This is a genomic window from Achromobacter sp. E1, from assembly GCF_037039475.1.
Lineage (GTDB): Bacteria > Pseudomonadota > Gammaproteobacteria > Burkholderiales > Burkholderiaceae_B > Achromobacter > Achromobacter mucicolens.
This window is the reverse complement of record NZ_CP146253.1, coordinates 683,719-703,419: the sequence shown is the minus strand read 5'-3', so window position 1 is coordinate 703,419 and position 19,701 is coordinate 683,719. Positions and strand designations below refer to the sequence as shown.

Annotated in this window: 23 protein-coding genes and 1 tRNA gene; 12 read left to right on the top strand and 12 right to left on the bottom strand. The window is 66.5% G+C overall.

All coding sequences use genetic code 11. From position 1 onward, the window contains the following. Positions 1 to 13: 13 nt before the first annotated feature. The 4 genes from fusA to V6V88_RS03155 form a co-directional block, all read right to left on the bottom strand. Positions 14 to 2,125 carry an elongation factor G gene (gene fusA, locus V6V88_RS03170; RefSeq protein WP_056327895.1) on the bottom strand — a complete coding sequence of 704 codons (2,112 nt, stop codon included), beginning with the start codon at positions 2,123 to 2,125 and terminating at the stop codon, positions 14 to 16. Between the two features lie 217 nt (positions 2,126 to 2,342). Then, positions 2,343 to 2,807 (bottom strand): universal stress protein, encoded by a 465-nt coding sequence (locus V6V88_RS03165; RefSeq protein WP_056327894.1) that lies wholly within the window; start codon positions 2,805 to 2,807, stop codon positions 2,343 to 2,345. 98 nt (positions 2,808 to 2,905) lie between these two features. Continuing rightward, complete coding sequence (locus tag V6V88_RS03160; protein WP_062838528.1) at positions 2,906 to 3,250, bottom strand: TIGR01244 family sulfur transferase; 345 nt, start codon at positions 3,248 to 3,250, stop codon at positions 2,906 to 2,908. A 37-nt stretch (positions 3,251 to 3,287) separates the two neighbouring features. Beyond that, entirely contained in the window at positions 3,288 to 4,745 is a 1,458-nt protein-coding gene (locus V6V88_RS03155; protein ID WP_223574253.1) for a PLP-dependent aminotransferase family protein, read from the bottom strand. A gap of 139 nt (positions 4,746 to 4,884) precedes the next feature. On the opposite strand from V6V88_RS03155, the gene V6V88_RS03150 reads away from it, so the two are divergent. Both V6V88_RS03150 and V6V88_RS03145 read left to right on the top strand, forming a co-directional pair. After that, positions 4,885 to 5,808 carry a DMT family transporter gene (locus V6V88_RS03150; RefSeq protein WP_062838526.1) on the top strand — a complete coding sequence of 308 codons (924 nt, stop codon included), beginning with the start codon at positions 4,885 to 4,887 and terminating at the stop codon, positions 5,806 to 5,808. Next, positions 5,805 to 6,449 (top strand): LysE family translocator, encoded by a 645-nt coding sequence (locus tag V6V88_RS03145; RefSeq protein ID WP_062838525.1) that lies wholly within the window; start codon positions 5,805 to 5,807, stop codon positions 6,447 to 6,449. Before V6V88_RS03150 ends, V6V88_RS03145 begins: the two co-directional genes overlap by 4 nt. A gap of 8 nt (positions 6,450 to 6,457) precedes the next feature. Here V6V88_RS03145 and V6V88_RS03140 read toward each other — a convergent pair whose 3' ends face one another. Further along, entirely contained in the window at positions 6,458 to 7,150 is a 693-nt protein-coding gene (locus V6V88_RS03140; RefSeq protein WP_226848056.1) for an LrgB family protein, read from the bottom strand. Then, on the bottom strand, positions 7,140 to 7,544 hold the full coding sequence (locus V6V88_RS03135; RefSeq protein WP_180100334.1) for a CidA/LrgA family protein: 405 nt from the start codon (positions 7,542 to 7,544) through the stop codon (positions 7,140 to 7,142). Before V6V88_RS03135 ends, V6V88_RS03140 begins: the two co-directional genes overlap by 11 nt. Before the next feature lie 96 nt (positions 7,545 to 7,640). On the opposite strand from V6V88_RS03135, the gene V6V88_RS03130 reads away from it, so the two are divergent. Both V6V88_RS03130 and V6V88_RS03125 read left to right on the top strand, forming a co-directional pair. Then, on the top strand, positions 7,641 to 8,528 hold the full coding sequence (locus V6V88_RS03130) for a LysR family transcriptional regulator (RefSeq protein WP_062838524.1): 888 nt from the start codon (positions 7,641 to 7,643) through the stop codon (positions 8,526 to 8,528). A 71-nt stretch (positions 8,529 to 8,599) separates the two neighbouring features. Then, entirely contained in the window at positions 8,600 to 9,487 is an 888-nt protein-coding gene (locus tag V6V88_RS03125; RefSeq protein ID WP_062838523.1) for an alpha/beta fold hydrolase, read from the top strand. A gap of 4 nt (positions 9,488 to 9,491) precedes the next feature. Here V6V88_RS03125 and V6V88_RS03120 read toward each other — a convergent pair whose 3' ends face one another. After that, a complete protein-coding gene (locus V6V88_RS03120) occupies positions 9,492 to 9,950 on the bottom strand; it encodes a multidrug/biocide efflux PACE transporter (RefSeq protein WP_338619545.1) in 459 nt (152 codons plus the stop codon). Between the two features lie 109 nt (positions 9,951 to 10,059). Between V6V88_RS03120 and V6V88_RS03115 the strand changes: the two genes are divergently transcribed. Continuing rightward, the gene (locus V6V88_RS03115) at positions 10,060 to 10,923 is read left to right on the top strand and encodes a LysR family transcriptional regulator (RefSeq protein ID WP_338617762.1); all 864 of its coding nucleotides are present in this window, start codon (positions 10,060 to 10,062) and stop codon (positions 10,921 to 10,923) included. Here the strand turns inward: V6V88_RS03115 and V6V88_RS03110 are convergent. Continuing rightward, complete coding sequence (locus tag V6V88_RS03110; RefSeq protein ID WP_338617760.1) at positions 10,910 to 11,776, bottom strand: ChbG/HpnK family deacetylase; 867 nt, start codon at positions 11,774 to 11,776, stop codon at positions 10,910 to 10,912. The two genes, V6V88_RS03115 and V6V88_RS03110, sit on opposite strands and share 14 nt — an antisense overlap. A 36-nt stretch (positions 11,777 to 11,812) precedes the next feature. Between V6V88_RS03110 and V6V88_RS03105 the strand changes: the two genes are divergently transcribed. Next, positions 11,813 to 12,208 (top strand): GtrA family protein, encoded by a 396-nt coding sequence (locus V6V88_RS03105; protein ID WP_280003841.1) that lies wholly within the window; start codon positions 11,813 to 11,815, stop codon positions 12,206 to 12,208. On the opposite strand, the gene V6V88_RS03100 is transcribed toward V6V88_RS03105, so the two are convergent. Together V6V88_RS03100 and V6V88_RS03095 are read right to left on the bottom strand one after the other, a co-directional pair. Continuing rightward, complete coding sequence (locus V6V88_RS03100; protein ID WP_280003842.1) at positions 12,168 to 13,754, bottom strand: glycosyltransferase family 39 protein; 1,587 nt, start codon at positions 13,752 to 13,754, stop codon at positions 12,168 to 12,170. The genes V6V88_RS03105 and V6V88_RS03100 overlap by 41 nt on opposite strands. Further along, positions 13,754 to 14,800 (bottom strand): glycosyltransferase family 2 protein, encoded by a 1,047-nt coding sequence (locus V6V88_RS03095; RefSeq protein ID WP_223574242.1) that lies wholly within the window; start codon positions 14,798 to 14,800, stop codon positions 13,754 to 13,756. Before V6V88_RS03095 ends, V6V88_RS03100 begins: the two co-directional genes overlap by 1 nt. Positions 14,801 to 14,951: 151 nt before the next feature. Between V6V88_RS03095 and V6V88_RS03090 the strand changes: the two genes are divergently transcribed. From V6V88_RS03090 to V6V88_RS03070, 5 genes are all read left to right on the top strand, one after another. Next, positions 14,952 to 15,479, top strand: coding sequence for a GNAT family N-acetyltransferase (locus V6V88_RS03090; RefSeq protein WP_280003846.1), 528 nt, complete (start codon positions 14,952 to 14,954; stop codon positions 15,477 to 15,479). 169 nt (positions 15,480 to 15,648) lie between these two features. After that, positions 15,649 to 16,857, top strand: a complete 1,209-nt coding sequence (gltS, locus tag V6V88_RS03085) for a sodium/glutamate symporter (RefSeq protein WP_280003843.1) — start codon at positions 15,649 to 15,651, stop codon at positions 16,855 to 16,857. Between the two features lie 2 nt (positions 16,858 to 16,859). Further along, positions 16,860 to 18,356, top strand: coding sequence for a TAXI family TRAP transporter solute-binding subunit (locus V6V88_RS03080; protein ID WP_280003844.1), 1,497 nt, complete (start codon positions 16,860 to 16,862; stop codon positions 18,354 to 18,356). A 42-nt stretch (positions 18,357 to 18,398) separates the two neighbouring features. Next, a complete protein-coding gene (locus V6V88_RS03075; protein WP_280003845.1) occupies positions 18,399 to 18,665 on the top strand; it encodes a hypothetical protein in 267 nt (88 codons plus the stop codon). Positions 18,666 to 18,670: 5 nt separating this feature from the next. Continuing rightward, positions 18,671 to 19,138, top strand: coding sequence for a YaiI/YqxD family protein (locus V6V88_RS03070; protein ID WP_338617756.1), 468 nt, complete (start codon positions 18,671 to 18,673; stop codon positions 19,136 to 19,138). A gap of 17 nt (positions 19,139 to 19,155) precedes the next feature. On the opposite strand, the gene V6V88_RS03065 is transcribed toward V6V88_RS03070, so the two are convergent. Beyond that, positions 19,156 to 19,323, bottom strand: a complete 168-nt coding sequence (locus V6V88_RS03065) for a hypothetical protein (protein ID WP_167427935.1) — start codon at positions 19,321 to 19,323, stop codon at positions 19,156 to 19,158. A 66-nt stretch (positions 19,324 to 19,389) separates the two neighbouring features. On the opposite strand from V6V88_RS03065, the gene V6V88_RS03060 reads away from it, so the two are divergent. After that, positions 19,390 to 19,614 (top strand): hypothetical protein, encoded by a 225-nt coding sequence (locus tag V6V88_RS03060; protein WP_175157343.1) that lies wholly within the window; start codon positions 19,390 to 19,392, stop codon positions 19,612 to 19,614. Here V6V88_RS03060 and V6V88_RS03055 read toward each other — a convergent pair. After that, positions 19,585 to 19,659: transfer RNA gene (locus V6V88_RS03055), tRNA-Val, on the bottom strand. The two genes, V6V88_RS03060 and V6V88_RS03055, sit on opposite strands and share 30 nt — an antisense overlap. Between the last annotated feature and the right edge of the window lie 42 nt (positions 19,660 to 19,701).

The following is a 19,701-nucleotide window of genomic DNA, read 5'->3' as shown; positions in this document are numbered from 1 at the left end:
CACTGCACGAAGGTCAGCGGCCCGCGCCCTGCGCCGCCATGACTTCCTGCGCCACCTGGCGGGGCGCTTCGGCGTAGTGCTTGAACTCCATCGTGTAGGTCGCGCGGCCCTGTGTCAGCGAGCGCAGCGAGGTGGAGTAGCCAAACATCTCGGCCAAGGGCACCTCGGCGCGCACGACCTTGCCGCCGCCGCCCGCGATGTCTTCCATGCCCTGCACCATGCCGCGCCGCGACGACAGATCGCCCATGACGTTGCCGGTGAAATCTTCGGGCGTCTCGACCTCGACCTGCATCATGGGTTCCAGCAGCACGGGATCGGCGCGCCGCATGCCTTCCTTGAATGCCATCGAGCCGGCCATCTTGAACGCGTTTTCGTTCGAGTCGACGTCGTGGTACGACCCGAAGAACAGCGTCACCTTCACGTCCACAACCGGATACCCGGCCAGCACGCCGGCGTTAAGGGCCTCGCGAATGCCCTTGTCGACCGCCGGGATGAACTCGCGCGGCACCACGCCGCCCTTGATCGCGTCGACGAATTCGTAGCCCTTGCCCGCCTCTTGCGGCTCGAGCTTGAGCACCACGTGGCCGTACTGGCCGCGGCCGCCCGACTGCTTGACGAACTTGCCTTCAACCTCGTTGCAGGTCTTGCGGATGGTCTCGCGGTACGCCACCTGCGGCTTGCCCACCGTGGCTTCCACGTTGAATTCGCGCTTCATGCGATCGACCAGGATTTCCAGGTGCAGCTCGCCCATGCCGGAAATGATGGTCTGCCCGGATTCCTCGTCGGTGCGCACGCGGAATGACGGATCTTCCTGCGCCAGGCGGCCCAGCGCGATGCCCATCTTTTCCTGGTCGGCCTTGGTCTTGGGTTCCACGGCCTGCGAAATGACGGGCTCGGGGAACACCATGCGTTCGAGGATGATGATGTGCGAGGGATCGGTCAGCGTGTCGCCGGTGGTGACGTCCTTGATGCCGACGGCCGCGGCGATGTCGCCCGCATAGACTTCGGTGATCTCGCGCCGTTCGTTGGCGTGCATCTGCAGGATGCGGCCCAGGCGCTCTTTCTTTTCCTTGATGGGGTTGTAGACCGAGTCGCCCGACTTCACCACGCCCGAATAGACGCGGAAGAACACGAGCTGCCCGACGAAGGGATCGGTCATGATCTTGAAGGCAAGCGCGGAGAACGGCTCGTTGTCGGTCGGATGACGCTCGATTTCGTGGTCGCGCTGGTCATGGCCCTTGATGGCGGGCACATCCACCGGCGAGGGCATGTAGTCGATGACCGCATCCAGCATTGCTTGCACGCCCTTGTTCTTGAAGGCGCTGCCGCACAGCATCGGCACGATCTCGTTGGCGATCGTGCGGGCTCGCAGGCCTTCCTTGATTTCCGCTTCGGTCAGCGGTTCGCCGGACAGGTATTTTTCAAGCAGGGTTTCATTGGCCTCGGCGGCCTTTTCCACCATCTTCTCGTGCCATTCCTGCGCCTGGTCCTGCATAGCCGCCGGGATGTCCACGTACTGGAACTTCACGCCCTGGCTGGCGTCGTCCCAGATGATGGCCTTCATCTTGACCAGATCGATCACGCCCTCGAAGTGGTCTTCGGCGCCCACCGGCAACTGGATGGGCACGGCGTCGCCCTTCAGGCGCTCGGCGATCTGGCGCTGCACGCGCAGGAAGTCCGCGCCGACGCGATCCATCTTGTTGACGAAGGCCAGCCGCGGCACCTTGTATTTGTTGGCCTGGCGCCAGACGGTCTCGGACTGCGGCTGCACGCCGCCCACGGCGTCATAGACCATGACGGCGCCGTCCAGCACGCGCATGGAGCGTTCGACCTCGATGGTGAAGTCGACGTGGCCCGGCGTGTCGATGATGTTGATGCGGTGCTCGGGATAGTTGCCCGCCATGCCCTTCCAGAAGGCGGTGGTGGCGGCCGACGTGATGGTGATGCCGCGTTCCTGCTCCTGCTCCATCCAGTCCATCACCGCAGCGCCGTCATGGACCTCGCCAATCTTGTGGGTGATGCCGGTGTAGAAGAGGATGCGCTCGGTGGTCGTCGTTTTGCCTGCGTCAATATGGGCGCTGATGCCGATATTGCGATAAAGCTCGATGCGCGTCTTGCGGGTCATGGCCTCTTCCTACGGTTGGATGAAGATGCGTAAATATTACGCGCCGTGCGGCAAGATACAAGCCTGAATAGGCCCGCTGACGCGAGTTTGGCGGGTCCATGAGTTTGGACCCGCCATACCAACGTATAAGCGCTTGCGCCGGGCATGAAAAAGCCCCTCTGACAGAGGGGCCTTGGCGCATGCGGTGGCGCGCTATGCGCACCAAGTTGGCGCGCAATTACTTCTTGTCTTCCTTGACGCGATAGACCAGCACGGCAGTGGTGGCCAGCGAGAGCACCTTGGCGGTAACGCTGCCCAGCAGCAGGCGCGACAGGCCGCTGCGGCCGTGGCTGCCGATGAAGATAAGATCGCAGCCCGCATCGGTGGCGGCCTGGACAATGCCGTCGGCCACGTTGAAGTTGGACACGGCGCGCGCTTCGACCTTGACGCCAGCGGTATCGGCGCGGTCGCTGATCTGCTTGAGGTACTTGTCGGCTTGCTCGGCGGAGGCCTTTTCGTAGTCTTCGTCGGTGATGGCATAGGCCGCGGCCATGCCGTCAAAACCGATGGTGGCAGCGAAGGGCTGCGTCACGTAGAGGGCGACGACTTCGGCGCCAACTTCGCGCGCGAAGCAGATACCTGCGTTGGCGGCTTGCGCCGAGAGCGGGGAACCGTCGGTGGGAATCAGGATCTTCTTGAACATCTTGCCTGCTCCTGTGTTGGAGGAATCTTTATGCTACCGGAAAGCCGCCGGGCCGACATCAGCCGAACCGGCGGCCTTGACGAGGGTCAAGGCGGGGTTTATCCCAACTGCTGGGCAGCCGCAAACAGGTTGGTGCAGCGGGTGCCGGTGCGGCAGTATGCCAGGACCGGGCCCGGCAGGGTGCGCAGCAGTTCCGCAAAGCGGGCGACGTCGGCGGCGGTCATGGCGCTACCCACGACGGGCTGATATTCGATCTGCAGGCCGGCTTCCTGCGCGGCGCGCGACACGTCGGCGGCGGTGGGCTGGTCCGGACCGCCTTCAAAATCGGGGCGGTTGATGATGACGCTCTTGTACCCGGCGGCGGCCACGTCGGCCATGTCGTCGGGGCCCAGTTGCGGGGCGACGGCAAAGTTCTGGGTAAGGGGCTTGATGGGTGCGGACATGACGGTTCCTTCGGTGGCTGGGCGATCTGGCTCGGAATTATTGATTGTAGGACCCGTTTTGCGCGAAAAGTTTTTCCAGTTCGGCCCAGATGCCCCGGTGGTCGGCAATCGATACCGAAAAGCGCAACATGGTCGACGGCGCCTGCGTCGGCGAGAACAGCGTCCCCGGCGCGAGCAGCATGCCGCGGTCCGCGGCCTCGCGCGCCAGCACCTCGGAATCCCGGCCGCAATCGGCCCAGACGAACATGCCGGCGTGCGCCTCGTGCGGGATGGTCAGGCCCAGTTTCAGCAAGCCCTTCATGCAGCGCTGGCGCGCGTCGTCGACCCGCTGTCGCACGCGTTCGATATGACGCCGGTACTGCCCTTCCATGAGGACGCGGTGCACGACGCGCTCGCCCAGTTCGGGTGAAGTCAGACCCGCCAGCATCTTCAGGTCGGCCAGCTTCTGCAGCAGTTCGGCATTGGCCGCCACATAGCCCACGCGCAGGCTTGCCGCCAGCATCTTGGAGTATCCCCCCACGAAGATGACGCGGTTCAGCCGGTCCAGGGCCGCGAGCTTGATGGCGCCGCCCGGATGCAGCTCGCCGTAGGTGTCGTCTTCGACGACCATGAAATCGTGGCGTTCGGCGATGCGCAGGATGCCGTAGGCGGCCCCGGCGGACAGCGTGTGGCCGGTGGGGTTGTGAACCGATCCGTTGATGATGAACAGCTTGGGCTTGTGCTGCGCGGCCAGTTGCTCAAGCAGGTCGAGGTCCGGGCCGTCGGGGCCGCGCGGCACGCCGATCAGGCGGGCGCCAAAGGCGGCAAGGCGGCCGAAGATCACGAACCAGGCCGGGTCCTCGACCAGAACGGTATCGCCCGGCTTGACCAGATGGCGCGCGATGAGATCCAGCCCGTGGGTGACGCCGTTGGTCGTGAGCAGGTTGAGCTCGGGATGGGCGGGAACGCCCTCGTTCTGCAGCACCGCGGCGATCTGCTGGCGCAGGGGCGCAAAACCCTGGGGGCTGCCGTAGCTGACGAGGTTGGCGCGCACCGAGCGGCCCACCGCGCGCACGGCGCCAGCCACCATGTCGGGATCCAGCCAGTCGGCCGGCAGGAGGCCCGCCCCGCCCGGCATGCCCGGCGCGTTGGATTCCCGGAACATGCTGCGCAACAGCCAGGCGACGTCCACCCGCGCGGGCGGCGCGAGCGTGCTGGGCGCAGCCGCAGCCACCGCCGTCAGCGGGCCGCTGCGGGCCTTCACGAAAAACCCCGCGCCCCGGCGCGATTGCACCAGCCCGCGGGCCACGAGGCGGTCGTAGGCCTCGACCACGGTGAAGCGGCTGACACCCGACTGTTCGGCCATCTTGCGGATGGACGGCAGGCGCGTGCCGGGCCGCAAGCCTTGCTCGTCGATGCGGCGGGCCAGGCCATCGGCCAGTTGCGCCACCAGGGTGGCATCGGCCTGGCGCACGGGCTGCCAGGGCATGGAAGGAGAGGACGGAGCAACTGTCATGGAGATTTGACCAGGCCAGTGATTAAAGTGACACGCCATTGTGTACCGGTACTGTACTGATGGCTGTGCGTAGAGTGACAGCAATGCCGAAAGCCTGCAACCGCAGGCGCGGCCAATGAGACATTTTTCCGGTGCTGTCATGACCCGTCCCGCGCTCTTCCCCTCGCCTTCGGCGGCTTCCGCCGCCTCGTCCTCCCTATGGGAGGGATACGGCTACGGTTTCCTGGGCGTGCTGGTGTTTTCGCTGACGCTGCCCATGACCCGCGTGGCGGTGGCCGAACTGGCGCCGCTGCTGGTGGGACTGGGCCGCGCGCTGATCGCCGCGCTGCCCGCCGTGGCCCTGCTGTGGCTGACCCGCAGCCGCCGTCCCAATCGCGCGGAATGGCCGGGCGTGATCCTGGCGGCGCTGGGCATCGTCGTGGGCTGGCCGCTGGCCTCGTCGATCGCGATGCAGACGGTGCCTTCGTCGCAAGGCGCGGTATTCAACGGCCTGCTGCCGCTGTCCACCGCCGCCTTTGCCGCGCTGCGCAGCGGTGAAAGGCCTTCCGCCGCCTTCTGGGGCTGGGCCGTCGCGGGCGCCGCGCTGGTTACCGCTTATGCGCTGCGCCAGGGCGAGGGCACGCTGACTGCCGGCTACGTGTGGCTGCTGGTGGCTGTGGTGCTGGGCGGCATGGGCTACGCCGAGGGCGCGCGCGCCTCGCGCACGCTGGGCGGTTGGCGCACAATATGTTGGGCGCTTGCCATCAGCGCGCCCGTGGTGGCCCTGCCGGTCGGCTGGATGGCGGCACAGCAGCCCCACTGGCCCAGCCCGGACGTCATCGCTGCCTGCGCCTACCTGGCCTTCGGCTCGATGTTCCTGGGATTTTTCGCCTGGTACCGCGGCCTGGCCGCCGGCGGAATTGCCCGGGTCGGACAAGTGCAATTGCTGCAACCCTTCCTTACCGTCGTGGCCGCTGCTTTGCTGTTTGGCGAAACCGTGGAGGCGACGACGTTCGTGTTTGCCGCCGCCGTGATCGCCGTTATTGCCGGCGGACGCCGCGCCATCGTGAGGACCCCGAAATGAACCTGCTTCCCGCCAATTGGGCCGACGTCCCGCTGGCCTCGCTTTCCCTGCTGGGCCCGCTGGCGTTGTTTGCGCTGGTCAGCTCGATCACGCCCGGCCCCAATAACGTCATGCTGGCCTCGTCGGGGCTGAACTTCGGGTTCCGGCGCAGCGTGCCGCATCTGCTGGGCGTGAACCTGGGCTTCACGCTGATGATCTTTCTGGTGGGCGTCGGCCTGGGTTCGGTCTTTCAGCAGACGCCCGCCCTCTACACCGTCCTGAAGTACGCCGGCGCAGCCTATCTGCTGTATCTGGCGTGGAAGATCGCCAACTCCGGCCCGCTGGACGAGGGCGAGGCGCGCGGCAAGCCGTTCACGTTCCTGCAGGCCGCCGCCTTCCAGTGGGTCAATCCCAAGGCCTGGGTGATGGCGGTGGGCGTGGTGGCGACCTACACGCCGCAGAACGGCTTCTTCGCCAATCTGGTGATTGCGACGCTGGTGTGCGGCATCGTCAACCTGCCCAGCATCGGCATCTGGGTGACCTTCGGCACGGCCCTGCGCCGCGTGCTGCACCGGCCTGCCGCCATCCGCGCCTTCAATGTGGGCATGGCCCTGCTGCTGGTGGCCTCGCTGTATCCCGTCGCGCTGGAACTGCTCCACTGACCCGCCCTTCAGGCCAGCAGCCCCACCACCACGGCCGGCGTGACCAGCACGTTGAACAGGCCCGCCATCACCATCACCAGGCCCGCGACTGCGCCCTCTTCGGCGGCCAGCTCGCGGGCCTTGGCCGTGCCCGCGCCGTGCGCCCCCATGCCGAATAGCGCGCCGCGCGCCAATGCCGAGCGCAGCGGCAGCCACCTGCACATGAGCTGGCCGATGGCCGCGCCAAACACGCCCGTCACGATGACGAAAACGGCCGTCAGGTCGGGCACGCCGCCCACGTGGGACGACACCGCCACGGCAAACGGCGTGGCGACCGAGCGCGGCAACAAGCTGAGCCGCAGGTCCGGCGGCAAATCCAGCAGGCTGCCCAGCAGCCATGCGCTGGCCCCCGCGATGCCGCTGCCCACCGCCACCCCGGCGGCCAGCACCGGCCAGTAGCGCCGGATCAGCGCGCGCTGCTGATACAGCGGCAAGGCGAACGCCACGATGACCGGGCCCAGCATGGCCATCAGCCAGTGCGAGCCGGACATGTATTCGCGATAGCCGGTATGCAGCAGGATGGCCAGCGTCAGCAGGAGCGCGGGCGCAACGACCAGCGTGGACGTCCACCAGTAGGCATAGCGGCGGTAGAACAGACGCGCGCAGACGTAGGCGGCGACCGTCGCGGCCGGCCAGAAAAGCAGGTTGAATTCAGACCGCATGGCGGTTCATCCAGCGGTAGCAAAGATCGATGGTGAGCGCCGTGCCTGCCATGACGAGCGCCGTGCCCAGCAGGATGACCGCCAGCAATTTGACGCCCAGCAGCCCCAGGAATTCACGGTGGTCCAGCAGCGACATGACCGCCGGGACGAAGAAGAGCAGCATTTCGCCCAGCAGCCAGCTTGCGCCGCGCTGCACATTGCGCACGCGCAACCGGCGCGTCGCCAGCAGGAGCAGCACCAGCGCCATCCCGATGACGCCGCCGGGCACCGGCAGGCCCGAGGCCTGCGCCACCGCCTGCCCCGCCAGGGAGAAAAGAACGATCAACGCGATCTGGAGCAGACGGCTGCGGCGCAGCGCGCTGCGCAAAAGGATGGAATGGCGAAAGCGGGTCATGAGACGAAATCCAGCGGCAAGGTTCCGTTGTACGCCTGCGGCAGGCATAGATAAAATGAATTCGATGAATCCCTTCTATTCCAATCAGGCATAGCCATGGAACTGCGTACGTTGCGCGCCCTGGTCGAAGTCGTCCGGCAAGGCGGCTTTTCCCAGGCTTCGAAGGTCATCCATGCCACCCAACCCACGGTCAGCAAAGCCGTGCGTCAACTGGAGGATGAACTGGGCATGCCGCTTCTGGACCGACAGGCGCAACCGTTAAGGCTGACGGCGGCTGGCGAGATCGTGTACCGGCGCGCCATCGCCATGTTGGCCGAACGCGACGATCTGCGGGCCGAGCTGGACGATCTGAAGGGCTTGAAGCGCGGCGTGCTGCGCCTGGGCCTGCCGCCGCTGGGCAGCAGTTCTTTGTTCGCGCCAATGTTCGCGCGCTTTCGCAGCCGCTATCCCCGCATCGAGATCAGTCTGGTGGAACATGGCAGCCGCCGCCTCGAAGAGATGGTGATGGCCGGCGAAATCGAGCTGGCGGGGTCGCTCAAGCCGGTGCCCGACCATTTCGAATGGCAGCCGGTGGCACGCGAACCGCTGGTCGCCCTGATGCCCGCCGACCATCCGCAGGCCCACGCGGCGTCCGTGGGGCTGCACGACCTGCGCGACTCGCCCTTCATCCTGTTCGAGAGCGGCTTTGCCTTGAATCGCATCATCCACGACGCGTGTCAGCGGGCGGGCTTCATGCCGGCCATCGCCGCGCGCAGCGGCCAGATCGATTTCATCGTGGCGCTGGTGGCCGCGGGGCTGGGCGTCGCCTTCCTGCCGCGCATTACGGCAGACGTGGCGCTGCACGCAGGCGTGGCGCGCGCGCCCTTGCGCGATACGGGGACGGACTGGGAAATGGTGCTGGTGTGGCGCCGCGGCGGCTACCTGTCCTACGCCGCGCAGGCATGGCTGGCGTTGACGCGCGAGGTGCATCCCGGCACCCCGTGACGGCGCCTGGCCGGCCGCGCCGGAGTATGCTGATGCCGGAACCCAACCCGACTTGCCGGGTCAGACCCTTCATGCCCGCCTTGCCCCGCTTCTCTGCCCGCCGACTGTTTGCCGCCGCCGTGCTCACCGCCGCCGGCGTGGTCGGTTGCACGCAACTGGATTCCTGGCAACGGCAGACCATTTTTTCGCCGCAATCCGAGCCGCAATCGTGGTGGCGGGACCCCGCCGCCGGGACGCAGGTGTACGACCTGACGCTGGAAAACGGCGACAAGGTGCGTGCGTGGTATCTGGCAAGCCCCAAGCCGGGCGCCCCCACGGTCCTGTATCTGCATGGCGCGCGCTGGAACCTGAATGGCAGCGCGTTCCGTATCGACGGCTGGAGCCGGATGGGATATTCCATGCTGGCGATCGACTATCGCGGGTTTGGCGCGTCCACGCCGCGTCTGCCGTCCGAGGAAAGCGCGCTGCAGGACGCCATGGCGGGCCTGAAGGAACTGGCGCGGCTGCAGCCCGATCCGGCGCGCCGCTTCGTCTACGGGCACAGCCTGGGCGGCGCAATCGCCATCGACCTGGCCTCGCGTCCGGAGCAGCCGGACTTTGCCGGCCTGATCGTGGAATCCAGCTTCACCAGCATCGGCGCGATGCTGGCCACCCTGCGCTGGGGCAACGTGCCCGGCGCCAGCCTGCTGGTCACGCAGCCGTTTGCTTCCGTGGACAAGCTGGCCCAGCTGCATACGCCGATGCTGTTCATGCACGGCACCGCGGACCGCGTGGTGCCGCACACCATGAGCGACGAGCTCTTTGCGGCCGCCCGCAACGTAGCGCCGGATTTGAAGCGGCTGGTCAAGATTGAAGGCGCCTCGCATTCGGGCGCCTTCCGCAGCGGCACGCAGTACGAAACCGCCGTCAAGACCTTCATGCAGGACGCCCGCCAGGCCTACCAGCGCAAGAAGGGTTGAGCCTTTATGCCTCGGCGGCGGCAGCGCCGCGGCGCGACAGCCAGGCGATCACGCGGGAACGCGCGCGGTCGTAGGCCAGGTTGTAGAAGAAGGCATAGGGCAGATAAAACAGCACCAGCGCGATATCCAGCACGAAGGCTTCCCACAAGCTGATGCTGAGCCACCAGGCCGCCAGCGGGATCACGATGAGGATCAGGCCGAACTCAAAGCCGAATGCATGCACCACGCGCACCCGAAAAGTGCGCGTCCAGCCAAAACGGTTTTCGATGCGGTCAAAGCCCGCGTTGTAGATCATGTTCCACACCAGCGCGATCCAGGCGATCACCGCGGTCAGCACGCCCATTTCAAACAGGGATTTGCCCATGGCCCAGGCCGCCACGGGGGCACACAGCCCGATCGCGATGATTTCGAACAGGAAGGCGTGGAGGAATCGTTCTTTGAGGGTTTTCTTGGCTTGCGTCATGACCCACCTGCGGTCGGTTTGCTTCGGAGTGGCGGCATTTTCCACGCCTATCCCGTTACGATAAAGATCATATCCATCGGAAAATCCGATACTCCGACCGATCACCGCCATGCGTCATTCCCTTGAATCCCTGGCCGCCTTCGCTCAGGTAGCCGCCGAAGGCTCTTTCTCGGCCGCGGCCCGCAAGCTGGGCAAAAGCCAATCCACGATCAGCGAGACCATCGCCAACCTGGAGGTGGACCTGAACGTCACGCTGTTCGATCGCAGCCAGCGCCAGCCCGCGCTGACCGCCGCGGGCAAGGTGCTGCTGGGACAGGCCATGCAGGTGCTGGCCGCCAACGACCGACTGAACCGCAGCGCCAGCCAGTTGTCCGAAGGCCTGGAACCCCGGCTTACGGTCGTGCTGTCCGACACCTTCCAGTCGCGCACGTTCGAAACCATGCTGAGCCAGATCGACAAGCGCTACCCGGCCCTGCGCTTCGAATGCCTGATCGCGGAATACGAGGACGTGGTGGCGCTGGTGCAGCAGGGCCGTGCCCACGTCGGCCTGATGGCCGCGCAGGAAACCTACCCGCCGGACGTGGCACGTGCGTGCCTGGCCGAAGGCTCGGAAATCGTCCTGTGCGTGGGGCGTTCGCATCCGCTGGCCAGCCTGCCGTCGGTCACGTCCGACCACCTGAGAACCGAACGCGAACTGCGCCTGAGCACGTACGAGCTGGATGACAAGGACGCCACGCCCGCGCACGCGACGTGGTCGGCGCCCGGCTACCTGATGCTGCTGGAAATGGCAAGTCTGGGATTCGGCTGGACCGAACTGCCGCGCTGGATGATCCAGCGCTTTGGCGGCGATCAGCTCGTGGAACTGAAGGTGCCGGGATGGCCGCGCCGGATCCATGTCGACGCGGTCTGGTCGACCCGGCGCGCGCTGGGGCCGGCGGGCGCATGGCTGCTGGAAAGCCTCACGCGGGGATAGCGCGTCCCACTACCGGCAACTCGTGATCGGCGCGTGTCAACGCCAGGCGCGTGATGCGCACGCCGTTGGCGTCCAGCCAGTCACCCAGCTTGGGGCTGGCCAGCACGTCGAATTCGGCACGGCGCTGGCGCGCCATCGCGCTGTCCTGCTCGTTGCTTTTAGCAAACCCCAATGCCGGATGGCACATGACGAGGTCGCCCTCGCGCGCATTGAACAGCCAGGTCTGCAAGAGCTGCGCGTAGCGGCGCTGGCCGCCGTCGAACGCATACACGCCCAACAGGCGCCGGTTGGTCCGCCAGCCGCTTGAACGGGCCTCGCGCGCCAGCGCCGCCGCCCCCAACGCGCCGATCACATGCGCCTTGAACGATTCCTTGAGCGGAATGCCGCATTGCATGCCGGGCGCCGTGTGGCGCAACCAGGGCCTTTGCGTGCCGTAACGCTGCGCGAGCCGCGCCAGGACGCGCTTGCGGATGCCGGGCAATTGATGGACGTGCTGATGTCCGTCGACATAGTCCGGCGCGCGGCCGAACGCGGCTTCGAAAGCGTCGAACTGTTCATCAAGCCGCGCATCGATCCAGGCGGCATCGAGCCGGCCCGCATAGGCCTTCAGGATCAACGCGCCGAGCGAAGGCAGCGGTTCGGCGTCCGCGCCCAGCGTTTCCGAGAAGTTCAGATGCAGGCCGATGTCCACATCCTGCGCCGCCAGCCTGGGGGCATTGGCGGCGAACGTGGGGCCCAAGGAGAGACAGCTGACCGCGCTGACCCGCCGCATGCCGGCCAGCGCAATCATGCCCTCATCGACGTCCGCATTCATGCCAAAATCATCACCGCACACCACGACGCGCTTGCTCATCAACGTCTCTCCATTCAGCTCTTCGACACATTCCCCATGCGCACCCTCATCCGGCAGATCAGCCTTTTCGTCGCCGTCGGCTGCGCTGCCGCCGCAACGCATTGGGCCGTTACCGTGGGCTGCGTCGAAGCGTTCGGCGCACCGCCGCTGGCGGCCAACCTGATCGGCTGGCTGAGCGCCTTCGTGGTGTCCTTCAGCGGCCATTACCGGCTCACGTTTCGACATTCGCCCATACCCTGGACCGTAGCGGCCCGTCGTTTCTTTTTTATTTCAGCGATCGGCTTTGCGATCAACGAATCTGCCTATGCCTGGTTGCTGCACGCCACCGACGTACCCTACGACACGCTGCTGGCGCTGATCCTCATCGGTCTGGCGTTCGGCACCTTCATCGCTAGCCGGCTGTGGGCGTTCCGGCACAAACCCGCTGCCTGAGCGCCGCACCCGCGTCCACGCGCCACATCGCATGCCGGGCGCTCGTCACGACGGGCGCCAGTCCTTGCAGCGGCAGGTAGATGGCGCCATCGCCATGACCGCCCCACACCCAGAACCGCGCCCCGTCCGGCGCCGCGCACAGCGTGGCGTTGAACTGCGCGGCGCTGATCAGCACCTGTTTGCCGGTGACCGGATCGAACTTTGCGGCGTCGTATAGCTCCTTGCGCCAGTTGTCGCGCACCGGCACCTCAGGATTGAGCCAGTCGTCCACGACCCAGGTGGGCCGAGGTGCGCGCGCATAGAGCGCCAGGTCGAAGGGATAGGCGTGCAGCGACACGAAGGTATCGTCCGGACGCGCTTCCTGCCGCACGACCTGGGCCAGCGGCGCGGCGCTGCCCTTCGCATTGAATGCGGTGATGCCCACGGCGATGACGCAGATCCCGGCGGCGACCGCGGCGCTGATGCGCACCAGCCGCGGCGTCGTCAAACCGTTCTCGCTGCGCCACGCTGCCAGGATGACCTCTGCCAGCAGAAACGCGACCGGCGCCAGCGCAGGCAGCACATAGCCAATCAGCTTGGAATGCGGCAACGAAAAGAACACCACGACCACGGCGAACCACACCGCAGCCAGGCGCCGCAGGCTGCGCGCCGGCCCCGCGATCCAGAACGCGCGGCGCAGGATGCCGCCGCCCCATAGCGACCACGGCAGGCTCAAGCCGGCCAGCACGGGCAGGTAGAACCAGAACGGCTGGGCATTATTGAAACCGCCGGCCGCGAAGCGCTGGAAATGCTGATAGACGAAGAAGTAGTCGTAAAAGCCCGGAAACCGCATCTGCATCAGCACGAACCACGGCGCCGCCACCGCCAGGAACACCAGCAGCGCCGGCGGCCAGACCAGCGCCCCAAGCCCGCGCCAGCGCCGCTCCCAGACCAGCCACAGCAACAGGATGGCGCCGGGCAGCACCAGGCCGATCAGCCCCTTGGCCAGCACCGCCAGCGCGGCCAGCGCGCCGGCCGCCACGGACATCGCGCGCCACCGTTCGCCACGCTCGACGCGCAACACGGTTTCCGCGGCAGCCAGCACGCACAGCGTAATGAGGCCCGCCACCAGCATGTCCAGGTTGGCAAACTGCGCGCCGCCATAGAAGAACGGCACGGTGCAAAGGACCAGCACCGTCAACGAGGCGACCGCCGCGTCGCGATGCCGGCGCACGAATACGTACAAACCGGCGGCCGCGCTCCACGCGGCCAGCCACGACGGCAAGCGCGCCGCCCACGGATGCACGCCAAACACCGAAAACGATAGTTCGGTCAGCCAGTAATACAGCGGCGGCTTGTGAAAGTACGGCATGCCGTCCAGCAGCGGGACGGCGTGGGAGCCGCTGCGCAGCATGTCCCAGGCCACGCCGGCGTAACGCCCTTCGTCGGGCAGCGTCAGCGGACGCACCCACGCCAACCAGGCCAGCCAGATTCCCGCGGCCAGCAGCAGCCATCCTGCCGGCGGGGTCCATTCGGAGCGCGCCGGCTTCTCAAGGTTGGCCATCATCAGCCCTGCGCCTTGCCGGCGGGACCGCCTCGGGTGCGTCGCACGACAAACAGCGGACGGCCCTTCACTTCGTCGAAGATGCGGGCGACATATTCGCCCACGACGCCCAGCGAGATCAGGTTGACGCCCGCAAAGAACAGCACTGCCGTCACGATGGTCGTCCACCCGGATACGGCGTTGCCGGACATCAGATAGTCCAACACCAGGAATCCCGCATAGGCCAGCGCCAGGACGGCAAACGCCACGCCCACCAGGCTGACCATGCGCAGCGGCCAGGTCGTAAAGGCAGTCAGTCCGTCCAGCGCCAGACGGAACAGGCGCAGACCGCTATAGGTGCTGGTGCCGTGCATGCGCTCGTCGGGCGTGTACGGCAGGGCCTCGCCCTTGAACCCGACCCAGGCATACAGGCCTTTCATGAAGCGGGTGCGCTCGGGCAGCGCGATCAGCGCGTCGACCACGCTGCGGTCCATCAGCCGGAAGTCGCCGGCGTGCGCGGGCACCTGCACGCCCCGCGCATTGCTGAGCAACTGATAGAACCAGCGCGCGCCCGAGCGCTTGAGCCAGGACTCGTCGGCGCGGTCGCGCCGCACGGCGTACACCATTTCAGCGCCGGCAGACCAGCGCGCGAGCATCAGCTCGATCAGCGCGGGCGGATGCTGCAGATCGGCGTCGAGGCAGATCACCACGTTGCCGGTGGAGGCCTCCAGGCCCGCGCTCAGCGCGGCTTCCTTGCCGAAATTGCGCGACAGCTGCACATGGCGAAAGCCCTCGTGCTCGGTCCATTCCGACATCAGCGCTTCGGTGCCGTCGGTACTGCCGTCGTCGGCTACGATGATTTCCCAGCTGGTGCACAACGCCGACAGCCGGTTGCGCAGAAGCGGCAGCAGCACGCGCAGGTTCTCGCACTCGTTCAAGCACGGAATGACGCAGGTAACACGGGTGTCATACGGCACGTCGGCCGTCTGCGGCGGCCACACGGAACGCAGGGGCAGAGGCTTACCCAACACCTGCGGCGCTGGGGGGTCGGACCGGAACTGGATGTGCATGAGACGTTGATTGGACGGAATGCGGGGCACGATGCGGTGCAGTATGCGCAGGGGCTCGTCGAATTTTCATGAAATGCCGGCGCGCGCCCGATCGTTACAATGGCGGGCAGTTTTCAGGCTTCGACACGTCATGCAATACCAAGTCCGTCCCATGCTGGCCAGCGATGTGGACGCCATCCTCCAGGCCCAGGCCCTCGCCTATCCGCAGTTCCTGCTGGAAGGCGCCGGCTTTTTCCTGAACCGCCTCGCGCTTGCGCCGCACTATTGCTGGGTTGCCCAGCCGGAGGCGCCAAGCAAATCCGGCGCGGTGCTGGGCTATCTGATTTCCTATCCCTGGGACGCGGGCCTGCCGCCCGCCCTGGATGTGCCGCTTTCCGCGCTGCCGCCGCAGGCCGATCACTGGTTCCTGCATGACTGCGCGGTCGTGCCGGCGGCGCAGGGCTTGGGCGTGGGCCAGGCGCTGGTGGGCGCCGCCGCCGCGCGCGCCGTGGACAACGGCCTGACGCGCGCCAGCCTGGTATCCCTGGCGTCGGCGGCCGGCTACTGGCAGCGGCATGGGTATGCGCCGCTTGCCCCGCAGCCTGCCGGCCTGGCCGAGAAACTCGCCGGCTATGGCGCAGGCGCCAGTTACATGTCGCGCGCCTTTCCCTTCCCGGCCTCAACCCCCTTGCGCGCCTGATCGAGCCGTCTTTCAAAACGTGTACAGCCACGCTTTGCCGGACGTAAGATAGGTCCGCAGTCCGCAAACGATGCGGCGGCAAAACGGTCTGAAAACGCGGTTTGATTACGGCTTGAAATCGGTTTGAACAGTCTGGCTTGCTGCGCCCCGGCGGGGCGCGAAGGTTCATATGATCTCCCTTTCGCCCGTCCAATCCCTTCTAGCCTGCTGCCTCGTGCTCGTCATCGGACGCGTCATGACCACGCGCATCGGCGTGCTGGCGCGCTACAGCATTCCGGACCCCATCGTGGGCGGGCTGCTGTTCGCCGTGCTGGCCTACCTGCTGTCCACCTGGGGCGGCGTCGCCGTTTCGCTGGAAACCAGCATCAAGCCCACGCTGCTGCTGCTGTTCTTCGGCTGCATCGGACTCACCGCCAACCTGAAGCTGCTGGCCCGGGGCGGGCCCCGTCTCATTGCCTTCCTGCTGGCGCTGATCCCCTTTCTGGTTTTACAGAATGCCGTCGGCCTGGGCATGGCCTGGCTGCTGGACATGCACCCGCTCATGGGATTGTTGGGCGGCACGATCACGCTCGTGGGCGGACACGGCACCGGCGCGGCCTACGCGACACGCTTTGCCGACTTCAACAACATCCAGGACGTCATGCCGCTGGCCATGACGGCTGCGACGCTGGGCCTGGTGCTGGGCGGCGTCGTGGGCGGGCCCGTGGCGGAATGGATCATGCGCCGCCACAAGGTGTCGGGCAGCCTTGACCATACCGCGGCTCAAGGCGACCAGCCCGCCGACCTGAACGAAGACAACCAGCCGCCCACGGCCGGCACGTTCATCCTGTCCATGACCGCGGCGTTCGTCTGCCTGGTGGTCGGCGGCGTCCTGGCGGCGCTGGTTGAAGACGCTCCCGTCAGCCTGCCCAACTTCCTGTGGTGCTTGGCCACCGGCGTGCTCATCCGCAACGCCGGTCCGCTGGTCGGCATCCGGCTCGACGACCGGGCCACCGAGATCATCGGCACGATCTCGCTGTCGCTGTTCCTGGGCATGACGATGATGACGCTGGACCTGTCCAGCGTCGCACGGCTGGCCGGCCCGCTGGCGTTGATGCTGGCGGTGCAGACGCTGGTGTGTGCGCTCTACGCCGCCTGGGTGGTGTTCCGGCTGCTCAAGCGGGACTACGAGGCGGCGATCATGTCCGCCGCCTTCTGCGGCTTCGCGATGGGCGCCACGGCCACCGCCATCGCCAACATGCAGGCCCTCACGCGCCGTCACGGCCCGGCGCCGGAAGCGTTCATCGTGGTCCCCGTCACCGGGGCCTTCCTGGTGGACATCCTGAACGTGATCGTCCTGAGCTCGCTGATCTCCTTGCCATTCGTGGGAGGGATGTAGCCATGTTCAAGAAAATTTTGATGGTGTTGCTGTGCGCGATGCTGGCCGCCTGCGGCCGCGCACCCGATGCTGACGCCTTGCGCGCCGACGTCACGCGCAGCCTTGAAGCCACCTATGGAAAGGACCTGTTTCGCATCGCCAATCTCAAACGGATGGGCTCGGCCACGGACAGCACTGCCCCAGCCGGCGAAACCCGCCGCGTCGTGTATTACGACGTCGACCTGGAACTGACCCGCGACATTTCACTGGGCGCGTGGGACCAGCCCGGCGCGGCGTCGCTGGTGACGCTGCTGGGCGCCGGCCCGCGCAGCATCAGCGGCGTGAAGTCCGGCGGCAACAAGGCCGGCGATCGCATCGTCGCCCATGCCAGCGCTATCTACCGCGAAGAAGGCGGGACGTGGAAGCTGGTGACGCCGGCAGGCTTCAAGGCGGCCGAAGCGCCGTCGCTGGACACCGGCGCGCCGCCCACGGTCACGCGCCAGTTGCTGGACACGCTGGACCAGATCACGCATTCGGTGACCTACATCGCGTCCAGCACGGCCCAGCACGTCGTGCAGCAGGAGCTGGAACGCTCGGTGGCGCGCATCAACGGCCGCCTGTCCCGGCTGCAGCAGGGTTACCCGCTGGCTGGCGGCCCGGACCGCGGCGAGTACCTGGCGTTTGCACGCGCCCTGAGCGACGTCGCCCGAAAACGCCAGATCCGGGTGTCGCCGCTCATCACCGGCGGCGGGGCCGACAACATTGCGCTCCTGCGAAGCGGCGACGCCGTGGTCGGCCTGGCCCAGGCGGACACGGCGCGGCTGGCCTATGAAGGCGCGGGCCCCTTTGCGGGGCAAGGCCCCTTCGCCGGTCTGCGTGCCCTGGGCAGCCTGTACCCGGAACTCGTCCATATCGTCGTGCGCGACGACCCCGCGCTGCGCGGCGTGCGGGACCTGAAGGGCAAGACAATCGCGCTAGGGCCGGAAGGATCGGCCGTGCGCGAGACGCTGCAAACCGTGCTGGCGGCGCATGGCCTGCAGGCGGGCCGCGATTACAAGGTGTCCGACACGCCTTTCGTCGCCGCCCTGCCGCTCCTGCATGCTGGCACGGTCGACGCCGCGGCCCAGGTGATCGGCGTGCCGGCCACGCCGCTGCGCGATGCGCTGATTCCGGCGCAGCTCAAGCTGCTGCCGCTGGACCCGGACGTCATCAAGACCCTCACGTCCGGGGACAGCGTGCTGATGCCGCTGGATATCGCGGCCGGCACCTACCCCAATCAGGCACAGCGCATTCCGACGGTGGGCGTGGCGGCGCTGATGCTGACCACCACCGACCTCACGCGCGACGAAGCGCTTGTCGTGGTGCGCGCCGTCTACCAGGCCGGGCAGGACCTGCTGGCGGCCGGTTCGGCACAGGGTTCGCAGGTGTCTGCGGCCACCGCCCGGCTTGGCCTGAGCGTGCCGCTGCACGACGGCGCCGAGGAAGGCATCGCCCAACTGGAGCACGCCAAACCGCGCTGAGCCGGGTTGCGTCTATGATGGCGCTCCCTATCAGGAAATCCGATGAATAAATTCGACCTCCAAAAGAACCAGGCCCTGAAGCTGGCCGGCCAACTCAAGCAATCGGCCACGCCGGACCGCTTCGGCGCCGCTTCCCAGATGCCCGACCGCCGCGAACAGCGCAAGCTGGATCAGGCCGCCGGTCTGGTCCCCTTCCCTCTGAAGCTGTCGCAGACGCAGGCCGACAAGCTGCGCGCCGCCGCCGCCGAACGCGGCGTGTCGACCAATGACCTCGTGGCCGAGGCGCTTGAGAAAGCGCTGGGCGCGTAAGCGCGATGCACATCTGGGTCGACGCGGACGCCTGTCCCGCCGTCATCAAGGACATCCTCTTTCGCGCCGCGCAGCGCTGGCAGATGCCGCTGACGCTGGTGGCCAACCAGGCGCTCTACACCCCGCCATCGCTGCTGATCCGTGCCGTGCAGGTGCCGCGCGGCTTTGACGTGGCCGACGCGCACATCGTGGAGCGGGCGGAAACGGGCGATCTCGTCATCACCGGCGACATTCCGCTGGCCGCGCAGGTGCTTGAGAAAGGCGCCATGGCGATCAATCCCCGCGGCGAACGCTATTCGACGGAGACCATCCGCGAACGGCTGGCGATGCGGGACATGATGGAGGAACTGCGTGCCAGCGGCGTGGACACGGGCGGGCCGTCGTCCTTCAGCCAGTCCGACCGCAAGGCGTTTGCAAACCAGCTGGACACGCTGCTTGCGCGCGTGGCCCGGCAGCAGGCGCAAAAAAGCTGAAGCCGCCGGCGGCTGGGTCAAGAAAAGGTGATGTAGGCCTTGTAGATGATCGCGCCGATGGCGGTGACCAGGCCAAGGCCCATCAGGGTCATGCCGAGATTGCGGTCACGAAACCCGAAGCCGATCAACATGAGCGCCACGCCCGTGCAAATGATGATGAGCATGGTATTGGTGTGCGGACTCATGGCCTTCTCCTGTTTGCTTGGCAGTCAATCGCCGATTTATTGATGATAGACAGGCGTGGAACAGGCTTGGCGCAACCGCAGTACTGCCGGGTTGCGCCAGATCAGAGAAAGAGTAATGAATCAAAAACAAAAAAGCCAACCGATGAAGGTTGGCTTTTTGTTTGCTGCCCGAAGAACAAGACCGGCATCGCGAAGAACCTGCTGCGAACTGGCCATTGTCTTTTGGGGCACTTCAAAGGCTTGAGCGCCTTGGAAGGTCTTTGGTGGGTAGTACTGGGTTCGAACCAGTGACCCCTGCCGTGTGAAGGCAGTGCTCTACCACTGAGCTAACCACCCCGAAAGAGGCGAAATAATAGCACGAATTTTTAAACGTGTGCA